The sequence below is a fragment of the Streptomyces sp. NPDC002306 genome (assembly GCF_053593435.1).
Genome location: NZ_JBSFCK010000004.1, coordinates 373,443 through 396,308, shown reverse-complemented (window position 1 = coordinate 396,308; position 22,866 = coordinate 373,443). Strand labels below are relative to the sequence as shown.

Sequence of the window (22,866 nt, the reverse complement as noted above, 5' to 3'; positions counted from 1 at the left end):
AGCGGATGCGGCCGAACGGGGGGCGTGCTCACTCGACCCGGTGAGCGCCGGGGCGCACGCGTACCGCCCGAGCGGGCCCGGCGTTGCCCCGGCATGGACCGAACTTCCCGCGTGCCGTGCCGCACGCCCGGGAGCGACCCGGCTCCCGGCCCCCATGCCGAACCGACCCACGGCCCCTGGTGCCGTGCCCCGATCTACGCCGGACTCGTCGCGGAGTGGCGGGCCCGGGGCCGGACCGTGCCCGCGCGTCCCGAGGTGCAGTGGGTGTCGTCCTTCGCGGGCCTGGCGGCCGGTCTGCGGGGCGAGGGCGAGGAGCCGTCCTGAGGGCTCAGTCGCCGCGGACCGGTGTCAGCGTGGCCAGAGCGCCGTGCGCCTGACGCAGCGCCAGCTCCAGAGTGGTCGGCCGGTGCAGCGCACCCGACCCGTCGGGCGGGACCAGCCACTCCAGGTACCGGGCGGGCCGGTACGGCGGCGGCACGGCGACCCAGGAGCCCCGGCCCGCGTGCCGCAGCCCGGCGCCGACCCATCTGCTGTCCGGTTCGGGCGGCAGGAAGAAGCCGACCCGGTGGGCCACGGTGTCCACGAGCGTCGGCCCGGGAACGGGCAGACCCGGCTGCCAGAGCAGGTCCAGCGTGAGCAGGCCGAGCCGGTCGGGCACGCTGAGCACGTCCCAGAACCGCCCCGCCGCCAGCAGCGCGATGCCCTCGCCCTGGTCCCAGGCCCGCTTGCAGGCCCGGGGGTCCAGCGCCGCCGCCGCGAGCCACTCCACGCCGTGTCCCCACTTCGCATCGCTCATGTCCCGCTCCGGGTGCGGATCGGCCCGTCAGGGCGCAGGAAAGGCCAACGCCGGCCGGGGCCGTCGACGGCGTACCGACCTGGCATATGCATGCTGGTAGATATTTCTACCTGGCGGAAGGGGTGGCGAGGCCTGGCGTTTTTTGGGCCGGCGCGTGTCGGTGGTCGTTCTCCAGGTACACCTTGAGCAGGTCACGCCGTCGCCGCCGCGGTGGCCGCCGTTCGACGTGCGACGGATGGTGTGGACGCGCTGCCGCCGCGGTGTGCCGTGCGGGCCGCGCGTACCGCCGCTGTCCCTGGTGCTGTACGCCGACGGCGACCCGCGCCGTCATCGATCGGCGTGACGGAGCCGTGCGCGCGGTGCGGAGGAGACGCGCGTGTCCCCGGTCCCGCCGGTCCGGAAGAAGTACGTGTCCTCCAGGTGGTCCCGCACCTCCTCCATACGTATCGCGACCCGCCCCTCGTCCGGACAGCCGACGTGCTCGATCCCCACGACGCGGGGGAAGTCGTGCCGGGTGACCGCGGGGGAAGAACTGCCGTGCGGCCGCAAGCAAGTACTGCCGTGCGGCCGCAGGGAAGAACAGCCGGCGAAGTCTGTGAGCGGCCGGTGACGGGCGGACGAGGGGCGGAGAAGGAGGCGCAAGAGGCGGCCCGGGGCCGTGATCACCGTGCGACCGCTGTGCTGCCACTGTCGGCCCGCCCTCCCCGCCCGTAGACTGACAAGTCGCCGACGTGCGCGCGCTGTTGAGGGGGGAGCCGACATGTCAGGGGACTGGTACGGCACGCATCAGAACGGCTTCGTGGTGCCACCGATGCCGTCAGCACCGCCCCCCGCTCCGCCGGACGGCGCGCGGGCCGTCGCGGTGGCCGTGCTCAACCTCAGCGGGCTCGGCCTGGGGTACGCGCTCCTGCGCAAGTGGGTCCTGATGGTGGTGTGCTGGGCCGCGACCGCGGGGCTGCTGCTCGTGGCGCTGCCGGCCGACCCGGACGGCGTCTCACGGACCGCGCTCGTCCTCTACGCCCTGGTCCTCCTCGGGGCGGCGGCGCACGGCGCGGTCGTGGGCCTGCGCACCCGGCTGTCCTGGCCGCCGACCGCACCCCTCGCGCTCGGACTGGGACTGGTGCTGCTCGCCGTCCCGGCCGGCGGCGTGGTGCTGTACGACGACGCCCGCGACGAGGCCGTCGAGCAGATGCTCCTCGAACGCCTCGACGGGGCCGACCGGTTGGTGGCGGCGGGCGGCGGCCAGGCGTTCGACAGCGCACGGGCCGACTACCGCAGGGCCCTGACCGTCTACGGAGACCTGCTGGCCGACCACGCCGGTTCGCGGGCGGCCGCCCAGGTGCCCGACCGGATGGGGACCTTCTACCGGACGGTCGGCGCCTCCTACGGCAAGGGCCAGTACTGCGAGGCGATAGCGCCGCTGACGTATCTGCGCACGGTGCCGAAGAGCCTGCCGGAGGCGGACCTCGACGAACTGGCCGCCTGGCCCGACGACCGGTTGGCCACCTCGCTGTACCAGTGCGCGTCCGACCGTCTGACGGGCGGCGACGCCACCTGGACGACCCACTTCGGCGACCTGCTCACCACCTTCCCCTCGTCGGCACAGGCCGCGAAGGTCGAACCGGCCGTCGCCGCCGCCGTCGGCGCCCAGGAGAAGGCCGTACGCGGCAGTGAACCGTGCGCGGCGGTCGAGCGGCTGGGAACCCTGAGCACTCAGATCGACGGCCTCCCGGGGGAGAAGGCGGGCATCGACGACGCCCTGGCCAAGGACGCCCGGCGCGCACAGGGCAGCGCCGACTCGGGCACCTACACCTGTGGCGTCGACCAGTACAAGGACGGCGACTTCGACGCGGCGCAGGCCACGATGACGAAGTACGCCGCCGCCCACAAGAACGCCGGGAACACCGCGCTGGCCAAGAAGATAGCCATCGCCGCCGAGGTCGCCCAGACCGTGCCGGCCGCGGGCAAGCACCTGCCCACCAACCGCTCCGGCGGCAGCATCTCGGTCACGGTGAAGAACGACAGCCCCGACGAGATCACCGTCCTCTACACCGGACCGGTCACCGGCAGCTTCACGCTCAAGGCCTGCGGCAGTTGCCGGACGTACCCCTTCGCCAGCAGCGTCCTGCTGGGCTTCGACCCGTGCAGCGACAGCGGCAAGAAGTACCCGCAGCGCACCATCAGCCTGCCCGTCGGCACCACCTACTTCGTGCACAAGCCGAAGAAGGACACCCTCTCCTCGGCCGGTTCGGACACCGCCAAGCTCCAGTCCGGCTACATCTACACCGAGTGCGCCTACACCACCGAGGGCCTGGGGAGCGGCTATTGAGCCCGCCGCGGGTGCGCCCCTTTCACCCGTCCGACCGGGACGGCGTCGCGGACGTGTGCGTGCGCACCGCGCACAACGGCGGTGACTCACGGCACATCTACGCCGACCCGCACCTCATGCCGACCCTGTTCGCCGCCCCCTACTGCCACCTCGAACCCGAGCTCGCGTTCGTCCTGGACGACGGTGGCGGCGGCGTCGGCGGGTACATCGTGGGCACGGCCGACACCGAGCGGTTCGCCCGCGCCTTCCGTGACCGGTGGATCCCGCGCGTCGCCGACCGCTATCCGCCACTGTCGGGACCACCCGGGACCCCCACGCAGGAGATGATCGCTCTGCTGCACGAGCCCGAACGCATGGTGCTCCCCGAACTCGAGGCGTATCCGGCGCACTTGCACATCGACCTGCTTCCCGCCTGGCAGCGACGCGGCCACGGACGACAGTTGATGGACACCTTGCGGGCCGCGCTGCACGCGCGCGGTGTCCCGGCCGTGCACCTCGGCATGGTCACCGCCAACACCGGGGCACGTGCCTTCTACGACCGGCTCGGCTTCCACGAGATCCCGGTGGCGGACCCGGGACCGCTGACCTACCTGGGCCTGGCCACCGAGACGCGCTGACCGGGCCGACAGGACCGATGCGATCGACGCGCGCGCGGGGCGCTCGGCTGCCCGGTGCGACCGACGTGAGCGACGGCACTCCGGCGAAGAGGCGGGCGTCATGTCGCCCTGCCCGAAGCCGCGTTACGTTGCCCTGTGACACCTCTGCCCCTCGAGAGCGGCTCGGACGGTCCAGCAGTGCAACCAGATCTCTCGCCGATCGTCGCGGCGACCGCCGAATGGCTGACCCGCGCCTATCCCTCCTGCGGCGGCGCCCTCGCCTCCGCGCTGTGCGAGGTCCAGGCCCGGCAGGCCGTGACCGTCGCCGCCTGGCTGCGCTACCCGACGTCGATGGACGCCGCCCTGGTGGGCCTCGCGGGTCCCGGCGGCTCCGGCCGGCTCGACCGCATCACGGGTCTCCTGGACACCTGCGGGGATGAGGACGCCGACACCGACGCCGACCCGGACGCCGACCCGGATGCCGAGGCCGACGCCGGCACATGGCTCTGGCGCACCTGGGTGGACGAGGTCGTGGCGAGTTGGGCGGTCTGTCTGCTCACCGACCCGGAACTGGCGGGCCGCGCGGTGGCCGCGATCACCGAGACCCCGGACGAGACCGGCAGACGCGTCGACTTCCGGCGTCTCCTCGCCCCCGACGAGGACGACCGGCGCGCGGCCGCCCTGCTGCGCCACCCCGACCTCGTCGCCCCGGTCGCCGAGTTGCACCGTGCCCGGCTCCTGGACCGCCTCGGGCCCGGCCGGGCACCGGTCGCCTGAAGCGGCACGGGCGCCGGTGACGCCGCCCAGCGACCGCCGGCTCTCCGTGAGCCGGCCAGGACACCGGCCCAGCGACCGCCGGCTCTCAGCGAGCCCGGGGCGCCGCGACGGGCCAGGCTTCGCGTCCCACGAGATCGAGCACCAGCGCCGCGATGTTCCAGGCGTCGTCCTCCCCCCGGTGATGGCGCCCCTCCAGCGGCAGCCCGGCCAGCCGCAACGCCTGGGCCATGCCCGGCTTTTTGCGCAGTCCGTAAGCCTCGGTGAACACGGCCTTGGCGTTGGTGTGCGTGCGCTCGGCGGGGTGGCCGAACGGGTACGCCACCCGGTCCGCCCGGCACTGACGGGTGAACTGGTGCCGGTCGTAGTCGCCCCAGCTCGCCCAGGTCCGCGCCCGGGCCCCGTGCCGCTCGGCCAGCGTCGCGCACGCCTCGGCGAAGCCGACACCCCGTTCGACCTCGTCCTGGGTGAGGCCGGTCAGCTCCGTGCAGAACGCGCTGACCGCGGACCGTACGGGCCGCACCACGATCCGATGCCGCTCCGTCCGCCGCCGGGCCCGCAGGTCCACCACGGTCAGCCCGATCTCGATGACCTCGCTCACCGACCCGGGCGGCGGCTGCCCCTCCCAGCAGGTCGCCTCCAGGTCGATCACGTTCAGCAGCCCGTCGGCGTCCGTGGTGTCCATACGCTCACGTTAGGGACGGGCAGCCACCGCGGGCATCTGGTTTTCCGGTGGGGCGTCAGTACCGCTGGGCCTTCGCGAGCCGGGCGGTGAGCTTCATCCCGGCGGACTGCCTGCTGAAGACGATGGGTTCCTTGCGGGCGCCGGGCGCGAGGTCCTCCGCACCGACGTACTTGGTCTCCACCACCTTGCCGTCGGCGTCCTCGAAGTCGACCTGCACCGCGTACGAGGCCTTCGCGTCGGTCTTGTTGGTGATGCGGACCAGGACGGCCAGCACGCCTCCGGTCTGTGCCGTCGGCACACCGCTCATGCCGACGTCGGAGACCGCGTTGCCGCGCCCCTCGACGTTCGCGAGCTGCTTCTTGGCGGCGGCGCTCGACCGAGCGGTCTCCGCGTCGACCGACGCCTCGAACTCGGAGGCGCGGGCGGCGGCGGAAGAGGCCGCCGCGGACGCGGAGGCCTGCGCGGAGGCGACGGCGGACGCCGCGGAGGACGCCAGCGCGGACGGCAGCGTCCCGGTGAACGAGCCGGTGTCCGGCGCGGATGGGCGGCTCGTCGTGGAACCCGTGTCCGTCCCGCTGTCGCCACCGCACCCGGCGAGCGAGCCGACCGCGACGACACACGCGAGGGCGACCACGGCCGGAACGAGTGAACGTGACCTGAGGGTGGTTCCGATGGGGTTACGGGTCATCGCGGTGTCCTCGGCGGTGGTGGTGAAAGGGGTCGCCCTCATCGTCGGTGCCCCCCGGCGCCACCGCGACTCGGCGACGGCCATTCGGCCCGCTCACCCGGCGGCCCGCGCCGTCCGCAGCGCCCGGGCCGTCATGGCGGGGTGGTAGCCCTCGGGGACGCCCTCGACGAGGAGGATGTCGCCGTCCATGTGCCGGGAGCGCAGCGGGATCAGCTCCTGGTAGGCGGGGGAGTCGTACCAGGCCCGCGCGTGCGCGAAGGAGGGGAAGCCGATGAGGACGAGCGCCTCGGGCCAGTCGCCCTCCGGTACGGCCCGCCGGGGCGCCCCGTGGACCAGGAACCGTCCGCCGAAGGGGTCCAGGGTGTCCTGGACGCGCTCGATGTAGACCACCACGTCCTCGTGCACGTCGGGGGTCGGCCGGAGGTTGCCGATGGCGTAGGCGGTCATGGTGTCTCCCAGTCGGTCGTGGTGTCCGCGTGTCCGTCGTGGTGCCGGTGGCGAAGCCGTCGGCGGTGGCCACGGCGGCTGTGGCGGCCATCGCGGGCGGCTACGGCGGCCCCGCGACGACCCCGGGTGCTGTCGAAGCCACCGCACTACTACGGCGGTTGCCGAAACCACCGCGACGGGCGGTGGCCGCCGGGTACCGGGCCGCCCGCGCACGGACCAGGCTGCCGGGCCGGGCGGCCGGGGTCGATTACCCGGGAGGTAATCCCCCGGGCCGCCGCCGTGACGGGCGCGTTCGCCCGCGCCACGTCACCTGTCACCCGTCACCCGCATGGACCAGTCGGCTCCCGTACGGCCCCGGGCCCGGACCCGTGCCGGAGATGCGGCCGTACGCGCCAGCGGGTCAAATGGGGGTCGTGCGAATACCCCTGCGCGCGGCGCTCGGCCGCCTACGTCCGCTTGTCACCGGAGTGCTGGTCGGCGCGTTCTCCCTCGCCCAGCCGCCCTCCTCGATCGCGTTCCCGACCGACGGGCCGCCCGAGCGCGGTCACGCGTACATGGGCATGGGAGTCGCGGTCCACGACGGACACGGTGGCCTGCCCGCCGAACCCAGGACCACGCAGACCGAGGGCGTGGACGTGGCCAGCTATCAGGGCGACGTCGCCTGGTCGACGCTGTCGGCCGCCGGGGTCGGATGGGCCTACAGCAAGGCCACGGAAGGCACGTACTACAAGAACCCGTACTTCTCCTCGCAGTACCGGGGCGCGTACGACGCCGGCCTGATCCACGGCGCGTACCACTTCGCGACGCCCGACACCACCAGCGGTGCCACGCAGGCCGCCTACTTCGTCGACCGCGGCGGCAGTTGGACGGGCGACGGCCGGACGCTGCCCGGAGTCCTCGACATCGAGTGGAACCCGTACGGTGCCGCCTGCTACGGCAAGTCGAAGAGCGAGATGGTGAGTTGGGTCCGCGACTTCCTGACGACCTACAAGCAGCTCACCGGCCGGGCGGCCGTGATCTACACGGCGACCAGCTGGTGGACCGACTGCACGGGCGACTACAGCGGCTTCGCCGCCGACAACCCGTTGTGGATCGCCCGGTACGCCGCCACTCCCGGCCCGCTGCCCGCGGGCTGGTCCACGCACACGATGTGGCAGTACACGTCGTCCGGGGCGACGGTCGGTGACCACGACCGGTTCAACGGGTCCCTGGACAAGGTGCGGGCCCTCGCCACCGGCTGACGTACGCGCCCCGGGGACGGACGGATCCGTCCCCGGGGCGCGCGCGTGCCGGTCAGGTTCGAGCGGTCACGGGAACTGCGTGAGCTTCGACGGTACGGTGTCCGTGCCCGAGGTCGGCGCGCCGGTGCTGTTGACGACGTGGGCGTACTGTCCCTTGCCGCCCAGCGAGATCACCAGCACATCGTGCAGCTTGACGCCGGACTTGACCGGGACCTGGAAGCCGTGTGCCTGGACGATCGTCGGATCCGACGTGTAGTTGCAGTAGCTGCCCAGCCCCCAGGCCTCGTGCGTGTTCACCGTGTCGGCGATCTTGTAGGCCGCGTACCCGACGATGCCGTCGTGGCTGATGGCGGCGGCGTTCGGAGCGTCGTACGCCTTCTCGTTCTGGAAGAAGATCGTCCGGCCGCGTTCGCCGCTCCACAGCACGTCGTATTTGTTGAAGTGCTCGACGAACAGGCCGGTGGCGAGGACGTCGTCGCCGTTGACCCGCAGCCCGTAGTCGGCCCGGTTGGTGTCCCAGCCGACGCCTTCGCCGTGGTCGGCCCGCCAGATCCAGGTGTGGTCCACGACGACGTCGTCACTGTTGACGACGACGGAGTCGGTGGCCAGGCCGGGGCCCGCGCCGCCGATCCGGACGAACACGTCCTGCATCGTGGTGGGGTTGGCGGAGTGGTCGGCGCTCGACGCGGCCGGTCCGATCTGCAGGAGCGTGTCGGACCTGGCCGATCCGGCGTCGATGAGGAAACCGGCCAGCCGGACGCCGTCGACGTCCGCCACGTGCACGGCGTCGACACCGCCGTCGGGCACCAGGGTGGCGAGACCCAGGCCGAGCACCACGGTGTCGGCGCGCGTCACCTCGATCGTCCGGTCGAGGTGGTAGACACCCGGGGTGAACAGCAGGTTGAGGCCCTGGGCGAGCGCGGTGTTGATGGTGGCGGCCGTCGCGCCGGGCTTGACCACGTAGAACTGGCTGAGCGGGAGCGACGTGCCACCGGCGTTGGCCGGCCAGGACACCCCGCGCGCGTTGGTGCGCTTGCCGGGCACGAACACCTTGTAGTCCGCGCCGTCCAGGTAGAGGAACGGCTTCTCGCGTGAGACCGGAGTGGTGTCCAGGGTGGTGTACGGGCCGGTGTCGAAGTTGGTCGCCGGGGCGCCCTGGACACCGGTGAACGTCATGTTCCACACGCCGTTGGTCCAGCCGCCGACCGAGCTGTCGCGGGTGTACCACTGCTGCTGCGAGTACGGGCCGACGGTGCCGTCGATCTTCGAGTCGGCGATGTAGCCGCCGGAGGCCCAACCGTAGCCGTTCGGGGCGAGGTTGAGGCCGCCCTTGACGTGGATCCGGCGGAACGGCGCGGCCTGGGCCACGGCCCAGCGGTCGGTGCCGTTGGACGGGGTGATCGCCAGGTTCTCCGCCGAGCGCCAGAAGTTCTGGGTCGCGTTGCCGTTGAACCAGCCCGCGTCCACGGTGATGTCACCGTTGATCTGGGTGTCGTCGGGGTTCAGGCCGAGCCCCGAGATCGAGGTGTAGAAGCCGAGCTGGGCGTTGATCCCGTTGTAGGTGCCCGGCTTGAGGAGGAACTGGTAGCGCCCGGACCCGAACTGCGCCGACTCCTGCTGGGCGAAGACCTGGTCGAACTTCTGCTGGAGGTTGGGCGTGGAGGGGTCCACGACGATGACGTTCGGGCCCAGGTCGCCGCCGCCCTCGACGGGGCCGGTGCCTCCGGAGCCCGTGTGCACGGCCACCGTCCACAACGAGTAGCCGTAACCGGTCGCGCGGACCGTCCCGTTGACGCGGAGGTAGCGGCCCGAGCCGCTGACGTCGTAGGAGGCCGAGCCGCCGGTCGCGCCGGTCACGCTCTTGAGGGTGCTCCACGACTGGCCGTCGGCCGAGGCCTGGATCTGGAACTCCCGCGCGTAGGCGGCCTCCCAGGTGAGGTCGACCTTGCACAGGCTCTGGACCGAGCCCAGGTCGACCTGGACCCACTGCGGGTCCGACGCCGCGCTGGACCAGCGGGTGCCCGGGTCGCCGTCGAAGGCGGCGGAGGCGGGGGTGCCCGCGTTCTCCGTCGAGGAGGCGGAGGCCGGCTTGCCCCTCGCGGCGTCGGCCGCGCCGCAGGAGCCGGGCTGGGTGCCCCCGCCGGTCCCGAAGACCTGGAACTCCCAGAGCGAGTAGCCCCACGCGGTCGCGCGGTGCACGCCGTACATCCGGACGTAGCGGCCCTGGCCGGAGACATCGAGGGTGTCCGTGCCGCCGTCACCGCCGGTGACGGACTTCAGGTCGCTCCAGGCGCTGCCGTCCGAGGAGATCTGGACCTTGTAGTCCTTGCCGTACGCGGTCTCCCAGTTGAGCACGATCTGGGTGACGGACGACGTGGCGCCCAGGTCGACCTGGAGCCACTGCGCGTCGCTCGCGGCGGACGACCACCGTGTCCCGGTGTTGCCGTCCACGGCGTTGGCGGCGGCGGTGCCGGCGTTCTCGTCGGACGACGAGGTCACCGCCTTGCCCTGGGACAGCGGGGTCTCGGCGGCGGAGGCCGGGGTGTGGGCGGGAAGGGTGACCAGCGCTGCCGTGGCGGCGAGCGCGACACCCAGGGATCTGAGTCTGAGTCTCATGGGTTGGCTCTCTGCGGGTGCGGTGAAAGGGAACGTGCTGAGAGGAACGTGCTGAGAAGGGCGTGCGGACAGGAACGTGCGGACAGGAACGTGCGGACAGGAACGCGTGGCGAAGGGCGTGCCGAAAGACGGTGCTGAGGACAACGTGCTTGCACGGCGCCTTAGTTCAGGATTTGATTTAAGTGATGAGGCAAAGCGGGGGCAAGCCCTCGGTACGGAATTTCCCTACGGGGAAGCCCACTTGGGCGCGTCGGCGCGCGAGGCGCCGACGGCGGACGGCGTGAAACGGCCCAGGCGAGGGCCGACGCGCCCCACGGTGGTGAACCGCCGATCGCCCGAGCCGCTCGCGGACCCGGGGCGGGCCGTCAGAGCGCGCGCAGGGTGTGCTTGGCCAGCTCGTAGGCCGGCAGCATGTCCTCGTGCTCCTCGGTGTCCAGGCCGCCGAGGTGCAGGACGACCGGCCCGTCGGACGTGACGACCGCCAGCGCGTGTTCCTTCTTCGGCTCGTCCAGGACCTTGTCGGTGTACGTGTACTCCACCTCGGCACCGGCGAGGCCGCCCGCGTCGAACGTGCCGTACTTCTGGCCGCTCACCTCGCCCTCGGCCGTCACGAAGGCCTCCAGCACGCCGCGGGCGTCGGCGTCGCCCGCCGCGCCGGTCCAGACGCGCAGGAAGCCGATGTGTCCGGCGGGCTTGGCGTCGATCTCGCAGACGGTGGTGACGGGCCCCTGGTGGAGGAGCGCCTCCAAGGCCTCGTCGGTGGCCGGGTCGCCCGAGCCGTCCAGGCCGGACTTGACGGCCTCGGCCTTCCAGTCCCGGGTGGTGTCGAAGGTGACGGGCAGCTCACAGGCCGAACCGGCCGCGCCGACGGTGCCGCCGCGCTCGGCCGCCGCGGTCGCCGACGCGGTCACCGACGGGCGCGCCGAAACCCCGCTGTCCCGCTCGCCGTCGTCGCCCTGGCCGCACGCCGACAGCGCACCCACCAGCGCCAGCGCCAGCGCAGGCACCAGCACCTGTGCAGGCCCGCGCCATGCCTTCCCCGCCCCGCCCCGCATACCCGTGTCTCCCCTCGGTCCGGACGCGACAGCGTATCCGAGGACGGGGGCGGGTCTCACGGGTGGCCGGTCGGCCCGTCCGCCGTGCGGAGCCAGGTGGTGAGCGCCCACCACCAGTGCAGCGCGCGCACCGGCCCGGAACCCCCGGCGGACGGGAGGTCGGCGAGGGAACCGCCGGTGATCTGCTGGAGCCGGCCGAGCCGGTAGCGGACGGTGTTCGGGTGGGTGAACAAGGCCGCCGCGGTCTGGTCCAGACGGCGCCCGCAGTCGAGGAACATCAGCGCGGTCAGGGCCAGTTGCCGGTGGAAGCCGTCCGCGGGGTCGAGCGCGCCGAGGAGCCGGCGGCTGAGATGGGCGCCGAGGAGCGGCTGCTCGGCGAGCGCGATCTCGGCGGCGAAGTCGGTGAGGTCGTACAGTCCGTGCCGGCCCTGACTCCTGGCGAGGTCCACGGCCCGCACGCACAGCCGGTACAGCGCGTGCAGCCCGGCCGGAGGCGCCGCGGGAGCGACCACGACGAGACTTCCCGGCGCGATCTCCTCGGCTGTGGGCGGGCGGGGGCTCAGGCCGGCGAGGTGTCCTTCCAGCCGTGCGGTGACGGCGTGCGGGAGGCGGAGCGCGTCCGGGTGGCCCGGGTCGGCGACGAGGCAGTGCAGCAGGCCCTCGGCGCCGGGCAGCCCGGCCCGCGCGAGTTCCTCGGCGGCCGGGACCACTCCGCCCACCAGCAGGTGCCGCAGCAGCCGGGCGCGCGTCCCGTCGGCGCCGCCCGGTGCCGTGCCCTCGGCGGCGCGGTAGCCGTGGACGACATGCCGCTCCAGCGCGTCCCCGTACTCCTTCATCCGCAGCACCACCGACAGCAGCGCGCCGTCGGGAACGCCCACCGAACGGCAGCGGTCCATGGTGATCTCCACCGCGCGGGTCAGCGCGGCCTGCACGCCCCGCAGGACGGCGGTGACCGGCACCCCCTGCACGGCGCGGTCCGCACCCAGCAACAGGGCGGCGGTGAAGTCCTGTTCCTCGATCGCCTCGACCCGGTCGAGCGCGGTGAACCAGGAACCGGCCGCCCCGATCATCGCGGTGACGTGGGAGCGGGTCTCCGCCTCGGCGAGCCGGGCCAGTTCGGGCGAGCGGGTCCGGGCCGCGCGGACGAGCTCGCCGCACACGTCCGCGTCGGCGGCCATGCCCCGCAGGATCGCGGCGACCGTTTCGGGTCCGTGGACGACGGTCATGTGCCCCTCTCCGTCCGCGTGCTGTCTCCGGGCCACAACGAGGCGGTGGTCACGTTGACGCCCGGCCACTACCGCAGGGGTGTGACGAGCTGGTTTCCTGTGCGCTACCGACGGTAACAGCGCGGTTCGCGCAGGAACAGCCTCCGCAGTCCCTTGAACTCCCGTCAACTCCGGTGAACTCCCCTCCTCCCGCGCCTCGTTGTGCCCGCTCGTGTCTCCCGCCCGTCCCACCCCGGAAGGCAGTCCATGGAGCACCCCGCACCCCCCACCGGGATCACCCGCCGTAACGCGCTGACCGTGACGGGAGGGGCACTCGCCGGGGCGGCCCTCCTCCAGACGGCCGCGGCCTTCCCCGCCTCCGCCGCCGAGTCCCAGGACGCGGACGCGATCGTCGTCGGCCACGGACTCGCCGGACTCGTCGCGACCGCCGAACTCGTCGCCGCCGGACGCAAGGTGCTCCTGCTCGACCAGGAGCCCGAGGCGAGCCTGGGCGGCCAGGCCTTCTGGTCCTTCGGCGGACTGTTCTTCGTCAACTCCGACGAACAGCGGCTGATGGGCGTCAAGGACACCTACGACCTGGCCTGGCAGGACTGGCAGGGCGCGGCCGGCTTCGACCGCGGCGTCGACGACCCCGCGGGCCAGGACCACTGGGCCTACAAATGGGCCAAGGCGTACGTGGAGTTCGCGTCCGGCGAGAAGCGGTCCTGGCTGTCCGGCCTTGGCGTGCAGTGGTTCCCGATCGTCGGCTGGGCGGAGCGCGGCGGCGGACTCGCGACGGGACACGGCAACTCCGTGCCCCGCTTCCACGTCACCTGGGGCACCGGCCCGGCCGTGGTCGAGCCGTTCGAGAAGAAGGTGCGGGCCGCGGCCGCCGCGGGGAAGGTCGGCTTCAAGTTCCGGCACCGCGTGGACGAGATCGTCACCACGGGCGGCATCGTCACCGGCGTCCGCGGCGCGGTCCTCGAACCCAGCGGCGCCGCCCGCGGCAAGCCCAGCTCCCGCACGGTCGTGGGCGACTTCGAGCTGCGCGCCCCGGTCGTCGTCGTCACCTCCGGCGGCATCGGCGCCAACCAGGACCTCGTCCGGCAGAACTGGCCCGCCCGGATGGGCACTCCGCCGAAGTTCATGGTCACCGGCGTCCCCGCGCACGTGGACGGCCGGATGCTCGCCATCACCGAGCGGGCGGGCGGCCGCATCGTCAACCCGGACCGCATGTGGCACTACACCGAGGGCCTCAGGAACTACGACCCGATCTGGCCGAACCACGGCATCCGCATCCTGCCCGGCCCGTCCTCGATGTGGTTCGACGCGAAGGGCCGGCGGTTCGACGCCCCGGACCTGCCGGGCTACGACACCCTGCACACCCTCAGGACGATCACCGAGTCCGGCCACGACTACTCCTGGTTCGTCACCACCCAGAAGATCATCGCCAAGGAGTTCGCGCTCTCCGGTTCCGAACAGAATCCGGACCTCACCAACAAGAACGTCTGGCAGTTGCTGTCCCGCATCTGGCAGACCCCGGAGCCGATCGAGAAGTTCAAGAACAAGGGGGCCGACTTCGTCGTCGCCTCGACCCTGACCGAACTCGTCGCCGGGATGAACAAGCTGACCGGCGACGGACTCATCGACCTGGCCGACCTCAAACGGCAGATCGAGGCCCGCGACCGGGAGATCGACAACCCGTACACCAAGGACCTCCAGGTGATGGGCATCCGCAACGCGCTCGACTACCCGGGCGACTCACTGAGCCGTACGGCCGCGGTGCACCGGATCCTGGACAGCGGCGCCGGTCCGCTGATCGCCGTCCGGCTGAACGTGCTCACCCGCAAGACCCTGGGCGGCCTCCAGACCGACCTCCTCGGCCGTGTCCTCGACCGGACCGGGACCCCCGTCCCCGGTCTGTACGCGGCCGGAGAGGTGGCCGGGTTCGGGGGCGGCGGAGTGCACGGCTACCGCTCCCTGGAAGGCACCTTCCTGGGCGGGTGTCTGTTCTCCGGCCGACAGGCGGGACGTGCGGCGGCGGAAGCCACCGCGACCTGAGCCGTCCCGCCTCAGCGCGCTTGTCCGCCGAACGCCTTCAACAGGTGTTCGGCGGCGAGCGTCGCTGTCAACTCCCCGTCCCTGACCTGCTGTTCCAGCTCGGGCGCCAGCTCGCGCACGGCCGGATCGGCGTACAGGCGGCCGAGCAGTTCGTCGCGGACCATCGACCAGGTCCAGTCGACCTGCTGCTCCCGCCGCTTGGCGGTGAGCCGGCCGGTGGAGTCCAGCAGGGCGCGGTGCTGCTCGAGCCGCTCCCAGACGGTGTCCAGACCGGCCGACTCCCGCGCGCTGCAACTGAGCACCGGGGGCGACCAGGCCGCGTCCTTGCCGTGCATGAGCCGCAGCGCGCCCGCCAACTCCCGTGCGGCCGCCTGGGCGTCGCGCACGTGCGGGCCGTCCGCCTTGTTCACGGCGATCACGTCGGCCAGTTCCAGCACGCCCTTCTTGATGCCCTGGAGCTGGTCGCCGGTACGGGCCAGGGTGAGCAGCAGGAAGGAGTCGACCATGTTCGCGACGGCCGTCTCGGACTGGCCGACGCCGACCGTCTCGACGAGGACGACGTCGTAGCCCGCGGCCTCCATGACCACGATCGACTCGCGCGTGGCCTTGGCGACCCCGCCGAGGGTGCCGGCGGTGGGGGAGGGCCGGACGAAGGCCGCCGGGTCGACGGCCAGGCGCTCCATGCGGGTCTTGTCGCCCAGGATCGACCCGCCCGTGCGGCTGGAGGACGGGTCGACGGCGAGCACCGCGACCCGGTGCCCGAGCGAGGTGAGCATGGTGCCGAACGCGTCGATGAACGTGGACTTGCCCACGCCCGGCACCCCGCTGACCCCGATCCGCCGGGCCCGGCCGCTGTGCGGCAGCAGCGCGGTCAGCAACTCCTGCGCCAGGGTCCGGTGCTGGGGCCGGGTGGACTCGACGAGCGTGATGGCGCGCGCGACGATCGCGCGCTTCCCGTCGAGGACACCCTTCACATACGTGCCGACGTCGATCGTCATGGGCTCAGCGGCCGTGTCCGAGATCGGCCGACAGGCGTTCCACCAGGTCGTACGCCGCGTCCGGGATCACCGTCCCGGGCGGGAACACGGCCGCCGCGCCCATCTCCAGCAGCGTCGGCACGTCCTGCGGCGGAATCACCCCGCCGACCACGATCATGATGTCCTCGCGTCCCTCCTCGGCCAGCTGCTCCCTGAGCGCCGGGACGAGGGTGAGGTGCCCCGCCGCCAACGACGACACGCCGACGATGTGCACGTCGGCCTCCACGGCCTGACGGGCCACCTCGGCCGGCGTCTGGAACAGCGGGCCGACGTCCACGTCGAAGCCGAGGTCGGCGAAGGCGGTGGCGATCACCTTCTGGCCGCGGTCGTGGCCGTCCTGGCCCATCTTGGCGACCAGGATGCGCGGCCGGCGCCCCTCGGCCTCCTGGAAGGAGTCCACCAGCGCCCGGGTGCGGTCGACGGACGGGGACTCGCCTGCTTCGTTGCGGTACACGCCCGAGATCGTACGGATCTGGCTCGCGTGCCGCCCGTACACCTTCTCCAGGGCGTCGGAGATCTCGCCGACGGTGGCCTTCGCGCGCGCCGCGCGCACCGCCAGCTCCAGCAGGTTGCCCTCGCCCCCGGCGGCCCGGGTGAGCGCGTCCAGCGCGTCCCGGCACTCGTTCTCGTCGCGCTCCGCCCGCAGCCGCCGCAGCTTCTCGATCTGCTGCGTGCGTACGGAGGAGTTGTCGACCTTCAGCACCTCGATCTGCTCGTCCGTGTCGACCCGGTACTTGTTGACACCGATGACGGGCTGGCGGCCGGAGTCGATCCGGGCCTGGGTGCGGGCGGCGGCCTCCTCCACCCGCAGCTTGGGGATGCCGGCGTCGATGGCCTGCGCCATGCCGCCCGCCTGCTCGACCTCCTGGATGTGCTGCCAGGCCCGGCGGGCGAGGTCGTACGTCAGCTTCTCGACGTAGGCGCTGCCGCCCCACGGGTCGATGACCCGCGTGGTGCCGGACTCCTGCTGGATCATCAGCTGGGTGTTGCGGGCGATGCGCGCCGAGAAGTCGGTGGGCAGCGCGAGCGCCTCGTCGAGGGCGTTGGTGTGCAGCGACTGGGTGTGCCCCTGGGTCGCGGCCATCGCCTCGACGCACGTACGCGTCACGTTGTTGAACACGTCCTGCGCGGTGAGCGACCAGCCGGACGTCTGCGAATGGGTGCGCAGGGACAGCGACTTGGCGTTCTGCGGGTCGAACTGACCGACCAGCTTCGCCCACAGCAGCCGGGCCGCCCGCAACTTGGCGATCTCCATGAAGAAGTTCATGCCGATCGCCCAGAAGAAGGACAGCCGCGGCGCGAACGCGTCCACGTCCAGCCCGGCCTCCCGCCCGGCCCGGATGTACTCCACGCCGTCCGCGAGGGTGTAGGCGAGCTCCAGGTCGGCCGTCGCGCCTGCCTCCTGGATGTGATAGCCGGAGATCGAGATGGAGTTGTAGCGCGGCATCCGCTGCGAGGTGAAGGCGAAGATGTCGGAGATGATCCGCATCGACGGCTTCGGCGGGTAGATGTAGGTGTTGCGGACCATGAACTCTTTGAGGATGTCGTTCTGGATGGTCCCCGCCAGCTTCTCCGGCGGCACCCCCTGCTCCTCCGCCGCCACGATGTAGAGCGCGAGCACCGGCAGCACGGCGCCGTTCATCGTCATCGACACGGACATCCGGTCCAGCGGGATGCCGTCGAACAGCTGGCGCATGTCGTAGATCGAGTCGATGGCCACGCCCGCCATGCCGACGTCGCCGGTCACCCGGGGGTGGTCGCTGTCGTAGCCGCGGTGGGTGGGCAGGTCGAAGGCGACGGACAGGCCCTTCTGGCCGGCCGCCAGGTTGCGCCGGTAGAAGGCGTTGGACTCCTCGGCGGTGGAGAAGCCCGCGTACTGGCGGATGGTCCAGGGCTGGTTGACGTACATCGTCGGGTACGGCCCGCGCAGATACGGCGCCATGCCCGGGTACGTCTCCAGGAAGTCCAGGCCCTCCAGGTCACGCCCGGTGTACAGGGGCTTGACCGCGATGCCCTCCGGGGTCTCCCAGAGGAGGTCGTCCCCGCCGGCGGCCGTCTTGAGGGCGTCACGCCACTCGTCGGCGCCGCCGGCGACGGTCGGGCTGCCCAGTTCGATCCCGGCGAAGTCGGGGATTCCCATCAGGACACTCCCATGCGGTCGAGGGTCGCGGACAGCACGGCCACGGCGTCGCAGCCCGCGAAGACGTACGAGTCGACACCGGGGTACTGCCCGGGACGACCGGCGAGGAACACCTGCGAGGCGCCCGCCGACCTGAGCTCCTCGGCCACGGCGGCCGCCCGCTCCTCGTAGAGCGCGTCGCTGGAGCACAGGCAGGCCTCGGTGGCGCCGCTGTCCGCGAAGGACCCCTCCGTGACGGGCTCGATGCCGCCCGCCTGGAAGAGGTTGGCGGCGAACGTGGTGCGCGCGGTGTGCGCGGCGGCGGGCCCGATCGAGGCGAGGAAGACCCGCGGCCGGGACCCGGTGGCGGCGAGATGGGCGTCGGAGCGCGCACGCAGCCGCTCGTACGCCTCGTCGCGCCGCACCCGCGGCAGCCCGCCGGACGGCGGCTCGGGGGCGGCCGGGCGTTCGAGCGCCCGCTCGGCGAGGTGCGGGAACTCGCTGACGCCGGTGATGGGTTCACGGCGCGTGGCGAGCCGGGCGCCGCGCGCCTCCCAGGTGGCGGCGAGCCGCTCACCGAGACGGCCCGAGCGCAGGGCGGCCGCCTGACCGCCCGCCCCCTCGATCCACTGGAAGAACTCCCAGCCGGCACGCGCGAGTTCGTCCGTCAGCCGTTCCACGTACCAGGAGCCGCCCGCAGGGTCGATGACCCGCGCCAGGTGCGACTCCTCCATCAGGATGGTCGAGGTGTTGCGGGCGACGCGCCGCGCGAACGCGTCGGGCAGCCCGATCGAACGGTCGAAGGGCAGCACGGTGACGGAGTCGGCACCGCCGACCCCGGCGGCCAGGGTGGCGACCGTGGCGCGCAGCATGTTCACCCACGGGTCGCGGCGCGACATCATCACCGGGGACGACACGGCGTGCTGCACCTGCGCGCCCGCGTCCGGCGCCCCGCACACCTCGGCGACCCGCGCCCACAGCCGGCGCGCGGCGCGCAGCTTGGCGACGGTCAGGAACTGGTCGGCGGTGGCGGCGTAGCGGAACTCCAGCTGGGCGCAGGCCTGTTCGACACTCAGTCCGGCCTCGGCCAGCTCGCGCAGGTAGGCGACACCGGTCGCCAGGGAGCAGCCCAGCTCCTGCGCGGCCGAGCCGCCGGCCTCGTGGTACGGCAGCGCGTCCACGGTCAGCGCCCGCAGCCCCGGGTACTCCTCGGCGCACCGTCGCGCGAGTCCGGCCGCGGCGGCGAAGCCGAGCTCCTCGCCCGTACGGGCCTCGTGGCCGAGCGGGTCGGCGCCCAGGCTCCCGCGCGCCGCGTCCTTGGCGACACCGCGCTCCTCGTAGAGGCGCAGCAGTTCGAGCGCGGCGGGTTCGGCCGACCGTCCCGCGTCCAGGGCGACCGGGGCCAGGTCGAGAAAGACACCGTCGAGCAGGGCGCCGAGCGACTCCACGGGGACGCCGCCGTCACCGACGACGAGCCACAGCGAGGTGACGCCGTTCTCCAGGTCGGCGAGGACGGCCGCGTTGTCCGCCGTCGTGTGCTGCTGGCGTACGTCCCAGCCGCCGGTCGTGTTCCCCTCGGCTCGGCCCCCGCGCACGAACGGCGCGAACCCGGGCAGGCCGGGGTCCGGCACGGCGTCGCGCGCTGTGTAGAGGGGCCGGGTACGCAACCCGTCCTCGAGGGTGGTGGTCAGGGCGTCCTCGGCTGCGTCGCCCGAGACCTCCTTGCCCGACTTTCGCAGCACACCCGCCACCAGGCGTTGCCACTGCTCATGTGTCGCGTCAGGGAACTCGGCGGCCAGCGAGAGCCCGTCGTCAGGCAGGACCGTCATGCTCGGATGCTAGGCCAGATCGACAAAGGTGCAGCAGAGGGCGCGGCTGTGACCTTGCCCTCGATCGGAATGTGACCTGGCTCTCGCGTGCGCGGGGCGCGGCGCGGCGGTCTCGTCCGTCGGTCGGGTGGCTTCCTTTCGTCGTCAATCACTCCTTCGATTCCCAAGCAAATCTTGACTTGTGCCAGGCATTTTCTTGCAAGGGGCCAGCTTGACCAGGCTTCAGGGGAATCCTGTTTCTTTCATTGACAGCGGAAAATAAGGGGCCTAGGTTCCGGGCCATGTCCTCGCCCTCGCCCGCCGAGGCGTTCCCGGCCCACACGCCGGCCGCCGCGCAGATCTTCACCACGGTGCTGTCCCACGGCCCGCTGACCCGGCTGGAGGCCGCCCGTAGGGCCGGGCTGTCCGCGGCCGCGGTCACGAAGGCGGTCCGTCCGCTGCTGGAGGCGGGGTACCTCGTGGAGAACGCCGACGACGAGACGCGCCGGGCGCTCGGCAGGCCCGCCAACCTGCTGAGGGTCGACGGCGGGCGCGCGCTGTTCGTCGGGGTCAAGGTGACCGGTGAGGAGATCATCGGTGTGCTCACGGACCTGTGCTGCCGTATCCGGGTCGCCCGTCGCGTGCCGCTCGACAGCCATGACCCCCACCAGGTGCTCGCCGCGCTCGCGGAACTGGTGCGCGAACTGCTCGTCGAGGCCGACGGCTACGGCGTCCGCGTGCTGGGCCTCGGACTGGCCCTCTCGGGGGACGTCGACCGTGCCACCGGGACGGTGCGCTACTCGCCCTTCCTGGAGTGGCGCGACGTCCCCTTCGCCGGCCTCGCCGCCGAGGCCACCGGTCTGCCGGTCACCTTGGACAACGACGTCCGCGCGCTGACCGTCGCCGAGCAGTGGTTCGGCGCCGGCGCGGGCCTGACGGACTTCGCGCTGGTCACGGTGGGCGCCGGTATCGGCTGCGGCCTCGTGGTGCACGGCCGGGTGGTCGCCGGGGCGCAGGGCGTCGCGGGCGAGATCGGCCATGTGACCGTCGACCCGGCCGGCCCGCGCTGCCACTGCGGCAACCGCGGCTGTGTGGAGGCGATCGCCGCCGACTCCGCGATCGTCGCCCGCGTCCGGGAGGTGACGGGCGTCCGGGTCGCCGACACGGCCGAGGCGGTGGCCCTCGCGCACGCCGGTGACCCGGGGGCGCGCGAGGTGTACGCCCGGGCGGGAGAGGCGATCGGCCGCGGTATCGCCACCGTCGTCAACCTGCTCGGACCCGAACGCGTGATCATCTCCGGCGAGGGACTGGCCGCCTACGACCTGTTCGCCGGCCAGATCCGCGACACGTTCGCCGCGGCCGCCTTCGGGTCCGCCGCCCGGTGCGACGTACAGACCCGCCCACTGCCCTTCGAGGAGTGGGCCCGCGGTGCCGCGGCCACCGCGATCCAGTCCTTCATCGGACCCGACCCGCGCCAGGAGCGCCGCTGACGCGCCGGAAAGGAGCGCTTCACCCCGTCCCGTCCGTGCGGGACGAGTTCGCCGAGCCGCCCAAGACCCGATGCCACAGGAGGCACGCCCCAATGCGGTCATCCTCGTACTCCCCCCTGCCCGCGCGCGGCCTGAGAGCCGCGGCCGTCCTCGCCCTCACCCTGGGCTTCGCGACGACCGTCCCCGCCGCGCAGGCGGACACCACCGCTCCCGCCACCGCCACAGCGGCAGCGCTTGCCGCGAAGCCCTACATGGGCTGGTCGAGCTGGAGCATGCAGTCGTCCAAGTACCCCGGCCTCAACCCGGACGGCGACTACAGCTACCTGACCGAGGCGAACGTCCTCAAGCAGACGAACGCGCTCGCCGCCAAGCTGAAGAAGTACGGCTACGAGTACGTCAACATCGACGCCGGCTGGTGGCGCGACAAGACGTGGAAGCCCGAGTTCGACCAGTACGCGCGTCAGCAGGCCGACCCGTCGCGCTTCCCGCGCGGCATGAAGCCGGTCGCGGCCGACATCCACGCCAAGGGCCTCAAGGCCGGCATCTACCTCCCGGTCGGCCTGGAGAAGGAGGCGTACAACGACGGCAAGTCGCCGATCTGGAACGCCGACGGCTGCACCACCGCCGACATCGTCTACGGCGACCTGCGCACCACCAACGGCTGGGACAGCTCCTACAAGCTCGACTTCTCCCGCCCCTGCACCCAGAAGTACGTCGACTCCCAGGCCCGGCAGATCGCCGACTGGGGCTACGACTTCCTCAAGCTGGACGGCGTCGGCCCCGGCTCCGGCAAGAGCGGCGACCAGTACGACAACGTTGCCGACGTCGCCGCCTGGCAGCAGGCCATCGCCGCCACCGGCCGCCCGATCCACCTCGAGGTCTCCTGGTCCCTCGACTACGGCCACGCCGCCGACTGGAAGAAGTACTCCAACGGCTGGCGCATCGACACCGACGTCGAGTGCTACTGCAACACCCTCGTCAGCTGGGAGAACTCCGTCGACGACCGCTTCGACGACACCCCCGCCTGGACGAAGCACGCCGGCCCCGGCGGCTGGAACGACCTCGACTCCCTCGACGTCGGCAACGGTGAGATGGACGGCCTCACCAAGGCCGAACGCCAGACCTACGCCACGCTCTGGGCCATCGCCAAGTCCCCGCTGTACACCGGTGACGACCTCACCAAGCTGGACTCCTACGGCCTGTCCCTGCTGACCAACAACGAGGTCATCGCCGTCGACCAGGGCGCGAACCCGCCCGCCGCGCCGGTCACCGCCTCCGACCCGCAGCAGGTGTGGGCCGCCAAGAACCTCGACGGCACCTACACCGTCGCCCTGTTCAACCTCGCCGACAAGGCCGCCTCCGTGACCGCCGACTGGTCCACCCTCGGCTTCACCGGCAAGGCCAAGGTCCGCGACCTGTGGAACCACGAGAACCTCGGCACCTACACCGACAAGGTCACCCAGGCCCTGCCCGCCCACGGTTCGCGCCTGTTCACCGTCACCCCGGGCGGCCGCAGCCTGGCCTGGACCGGCATCGAGGCCGAGGCCGCCGGCAACACCCTCGCCGGCAACGCCTCCGTCGCCGACTGCTCCGCCTGCTCCGGCGCCAAGAAGATCGGCAACCTCTACCAGGGCGGCAAGCTGACCTTCAACGACGTGGTCGTCGCCAAGGCCGGCACCTACCAGATCAAGGTCGCCTACATCAGCGGCGACTCCCGTTCCGCCGCGGTCTCCGCCAACGGCGGCGGAGCCGTGGGCCACAAGTTCGCCGCCACCGGCGACTGGGGCACCGTCAACAGCGTCTACGTGCCGGTGACCCTCAAGGCCGGCGCCAACACGATCACCTTCGACAGCGGTTCCGGCGGCTACGCGCCGGACATCGACCGGATCGACGTACCGAAGTCCTCCTGACATCCCCGG

General features: G+C 72.3%; 18 protein-coding genes. 8 read left to right on the top strand and 10 right to left on the bottom strand.

Annotation, left to right across the window (positions count from 1 at the left end):
* Positions 1 to 93 precede the first annotated feature (93 nt).
* Entirely contained in the window at positions 94 to 324 is a 231-nt protein-coding gene (locus ACWCQK_RS11790; RefSeq protein WP_451154533.1) for a hypothetical protein, read from the top strand.
* Between the two features lie 4 nt (positions 325 to 328).
* Here the strand turns inward: ACWCQK_RS11790 and ACWCQK_RS11785 are convergent, their stop codons facing one another.
* On the bottom strand, positions 329 to 796 hold the full coding sequence (locus tag ACWCQK_RS11785; RefSeq protein WP_451154531.1) for a hypothetical protein: 468 nt from the start codon (positions 794 to 796) through the stop codon (positions 329 to 331).
* Between the two features lie 760 nt (positions 797 to 1,556).
* On the opposite strand from ACWCQK_RS11785, the gene ACWCQK_RS11780 reads away from it, so the two are divergent.
* The 3 genes from ACWCQK_RS11780 to ACWCQK_RS11770 all read left to right on the top strand — a co-directional run bounded on the left by ACWCQK_RS11780 (position 1,557) and on the right by ACWCQK_RS11770 (position 4,498).
* Positions 1,557 to 3,125 carry a hypothetical protein gene (locus tag ACWCQK_RS11780; protein ID WP_451154529.1) on the top strand — a complete coding sequence of 523 codons (1,569 nt, stop codon included), beginning with the start codon at positions 1,557 to 1,559 and terminating at the stop codon, positions 3,123 to 3,125.
* A gap of 11 nt (positions 3,126 to 3,136) precedes the next feature.
* A complete protein-coding gene (locus ACWCQK_RS11775) occupies positions 3,137 to 3,742 on the top strand; it encodes a GNAT family N-acetyltransferase (RefSeq protein WP_451154527.1) in 606 nt (201 codons plus the stop codon).
* Positions 3,743 to 3,919: 177 nt separating this feature from the next.
* Complete coding sequence (locus ACWCQK_RS11770) at positions 3,920 to 4,498, top strand: hypothetical protein (protein WP_451154525.1); 579 nt, start codon at positions 3,920 to 3,922, stop codon at positions 4,496 to 4,498.
* Positions 4,499 to 4,583: 85 nt separating this feature from the next.
* On the opposite strand, the gene ACWCQK_RS11765 is transcribed toward ACWCQK_RS11770, so the two are convergent.
* The 3 genes from ACWCQK_RS11765 to ACWCQK_RS11755 form a co-directional block, all read right to left on the bottom strand.
* Positions 4,584 to 5,180 carry an exonuclease domain-containing protein gene (locus ACWCQK_RS11765; RefSeq protein WP_451154523.1) on the bottom strand — a complete coding sequence of 199 codons (597 nt, stop codon included), beginning with the start codon at positions 5,178 to 5,180 and terminating at the stop codon, positions 4,584 to 4,586.
* A 55-nt stretch (positions 5,181 to 5,235) separates the two neighbouring features.
* A complete protein-coding gene (locus ACWCQK_RS11760) occupies positions 5,236 to 5,868 on the bottom strand; it encodes a hypothetical protein (RefSeq protein ID WP_451154640.1) in 633 nt (210 codons plus the stop codon).
* A gap of 93 nt (positions 5,869 to 5,961) precedes the next feature.
* Complete coding sequence (locus ACWCQK_RS11755) at positions 5,962 to 6,315, bottom strand: DUF1330 domain-containing protein (RefSeq protein ID WP_451154521.1); 354 nt, start codon at positions 6,313 to 6,315, stop codon at positions 5,962 to 5,964.
* 404 nt (positions 6,316 to 6,719) lie between these two features.
* Here ACWCQK_RS11755 and ACWCQK_RS11750 point away from each other — a divergent pair, with 404 nt between their 5' ends.
* Positions 6,720 to 7,556 carry a lysozyme gene (locus ACWCQK_RS11750; protein WP_451154519.1) on the top strand — a complete coding sequence of 279 codons (837 nt, stop codon included), beginning with the start codon at positions 6,720 to 6,722 and terminating at the stop codon, positions 7,554 to 7,556.
* A gap of 66 nt (positions 7,557 to 7,622) precedes the next feature.
* Here ACWCQK_RS11750 and ACWCQK_RS11745 read toward each other — a convergent pair whose 3' ends face one another.
* The 3 genes from ACWCQK_RS11745 to ACWCQK_RS11735 form a co-directional block, all read right to left on the bottom strand.
* The gene (locus ACWCQK_RS11745; RefSeq protein ID WP_451154517.1) at positions 7,623 to 10,172 is read right to left on the bottom strand and encodes a discoidin domain-containing protein; all 2,550 of its coding nucleotides are present in this window, start codon (positions 10,170 to 10,172) and stop codon (positions 7,623 to 7,625) included.
* Positions 10,173 to 10,537: 365 nt separating this feature from the next.
* Positions 10,538 to 11,227, bottom strand: a complete 690-nt coding sequence (locus tag ACWCQK_RS11740) for a lipoprotein (protein WP_451154515.1) — start codon at positions 11,225 to 11,227, stop codon at positions 10,538 to 10,540.
* 56 nt (positions 11,228 to 11,283) lie between these two features.
* On the bottom strand, positions 11,284 to 12,453 hold the full coding sequence (locus tag ACWCQK_RS11735; RefSeq protein WP_451154513.1) for a PucR family transcriptional regulator: 1,170 nt from the start codon (positions 12,451 to 12,453) through the stop codon (positions 11,284 to 11,286).
* A 246-nt stretch (positions 12,454 to 12,699) separates the two neighbouring features.
* Between ACWCQK_RS11735 and ACWCQK_RS11730 the strand changes: the two genes are divergently transcribed.
* The gene (locus ACWCQK_RS11730; RefSeq protein ID WP_451154511.1) at positions 12,700 to 14,493 is read left to right on the top strand and encodes an FAD-binding dehydrogenase; all 1,794 of its coding nucleotides are present in this window, start codon (positions 12,700 to 12,702) and stop codon (positions 14,491 to 14,493) included.
* Between the two features lie 11 nt (positions 14,494 to 14,504).
* Here ACWCQK_RS11730 and meaB read toward each other — a convergent pair whose 3' ends face one another.
* The 3 genes from meaB to ACWCQK_RS11715 are packed head-to-tail and all read right to left on the bottom strand — an operon-like array spanning position 14,505 to position 19,478.
* Positions 14,505 to 15,491 (bottom strand): methylmalonyl Co-A mutase-associated GTPase MeaB, encoded by a 987-nt coding sequence (gene meaB, locus ACWCQK_RS11725; protein ID WP_451154509.1) that lies wholly within the window; start codon positions 15,489 to 15,491, stop codon positions 14,505 to 14,507.
* 4 nt (positions 15,492 to 15,495) lie between these two features.
* Positions 15,496 to 17,670, bottom strand: coding sequence for a methylmalonyl-CoA mutase (gene scpA, locus ACWCQK_RS11720; RefSeq protein ID WP_451154507.1), 2,175 nt, complete (start codon positions 17,668 to 17,670; stop codon positions 15,496 to 15,498).
* Complete coding sequence (locus ACWCQK_RS11715) at positions 17,670 to 19,478, bottom strand: methylmalonyl-CoA mutase family protein (RefSeq protein WP_451154505.1); 1,809 nt, start codon at positions 19,476 to 19,478, stop codon at positions 17,670 to 17,672. Before ACWCQK_RS11715 ends, scpA begins: the two co-directional genes overlap by 1 nt.
* 281 nt (positions 19,479 to 19,759) lie before the next feature.
* Here ACWCQK_RS11715 and ACWCQK_RS11710 point away from each other — a divergent pair, with 281 nt between their 5' ends.
* Positions 19,760 to 20,947, top strand: coding sequence for an ROK family protein (locus tag ACWCQK_RS11710; RefSeq protein WP_451154503.1), 1,188 nt, complete (start codon positions 19,760 to 19,762; stop codon positions 20,945 to 20,947).
* A gap of 92 nt (positions 20,948 to 21,039) precedes the next feature.
* Entirely contained in the window at positions 21,040 to 22,857 is a 1,818-nt protein-coding gene (locus ACWCQK_RS11705; RefSeq protein ID WP_451154501.1) for an alpha-galactosidase D, read from the top strand.
* Positions 22,858 to 22,866: the final 9 nt, after the last annotated feature.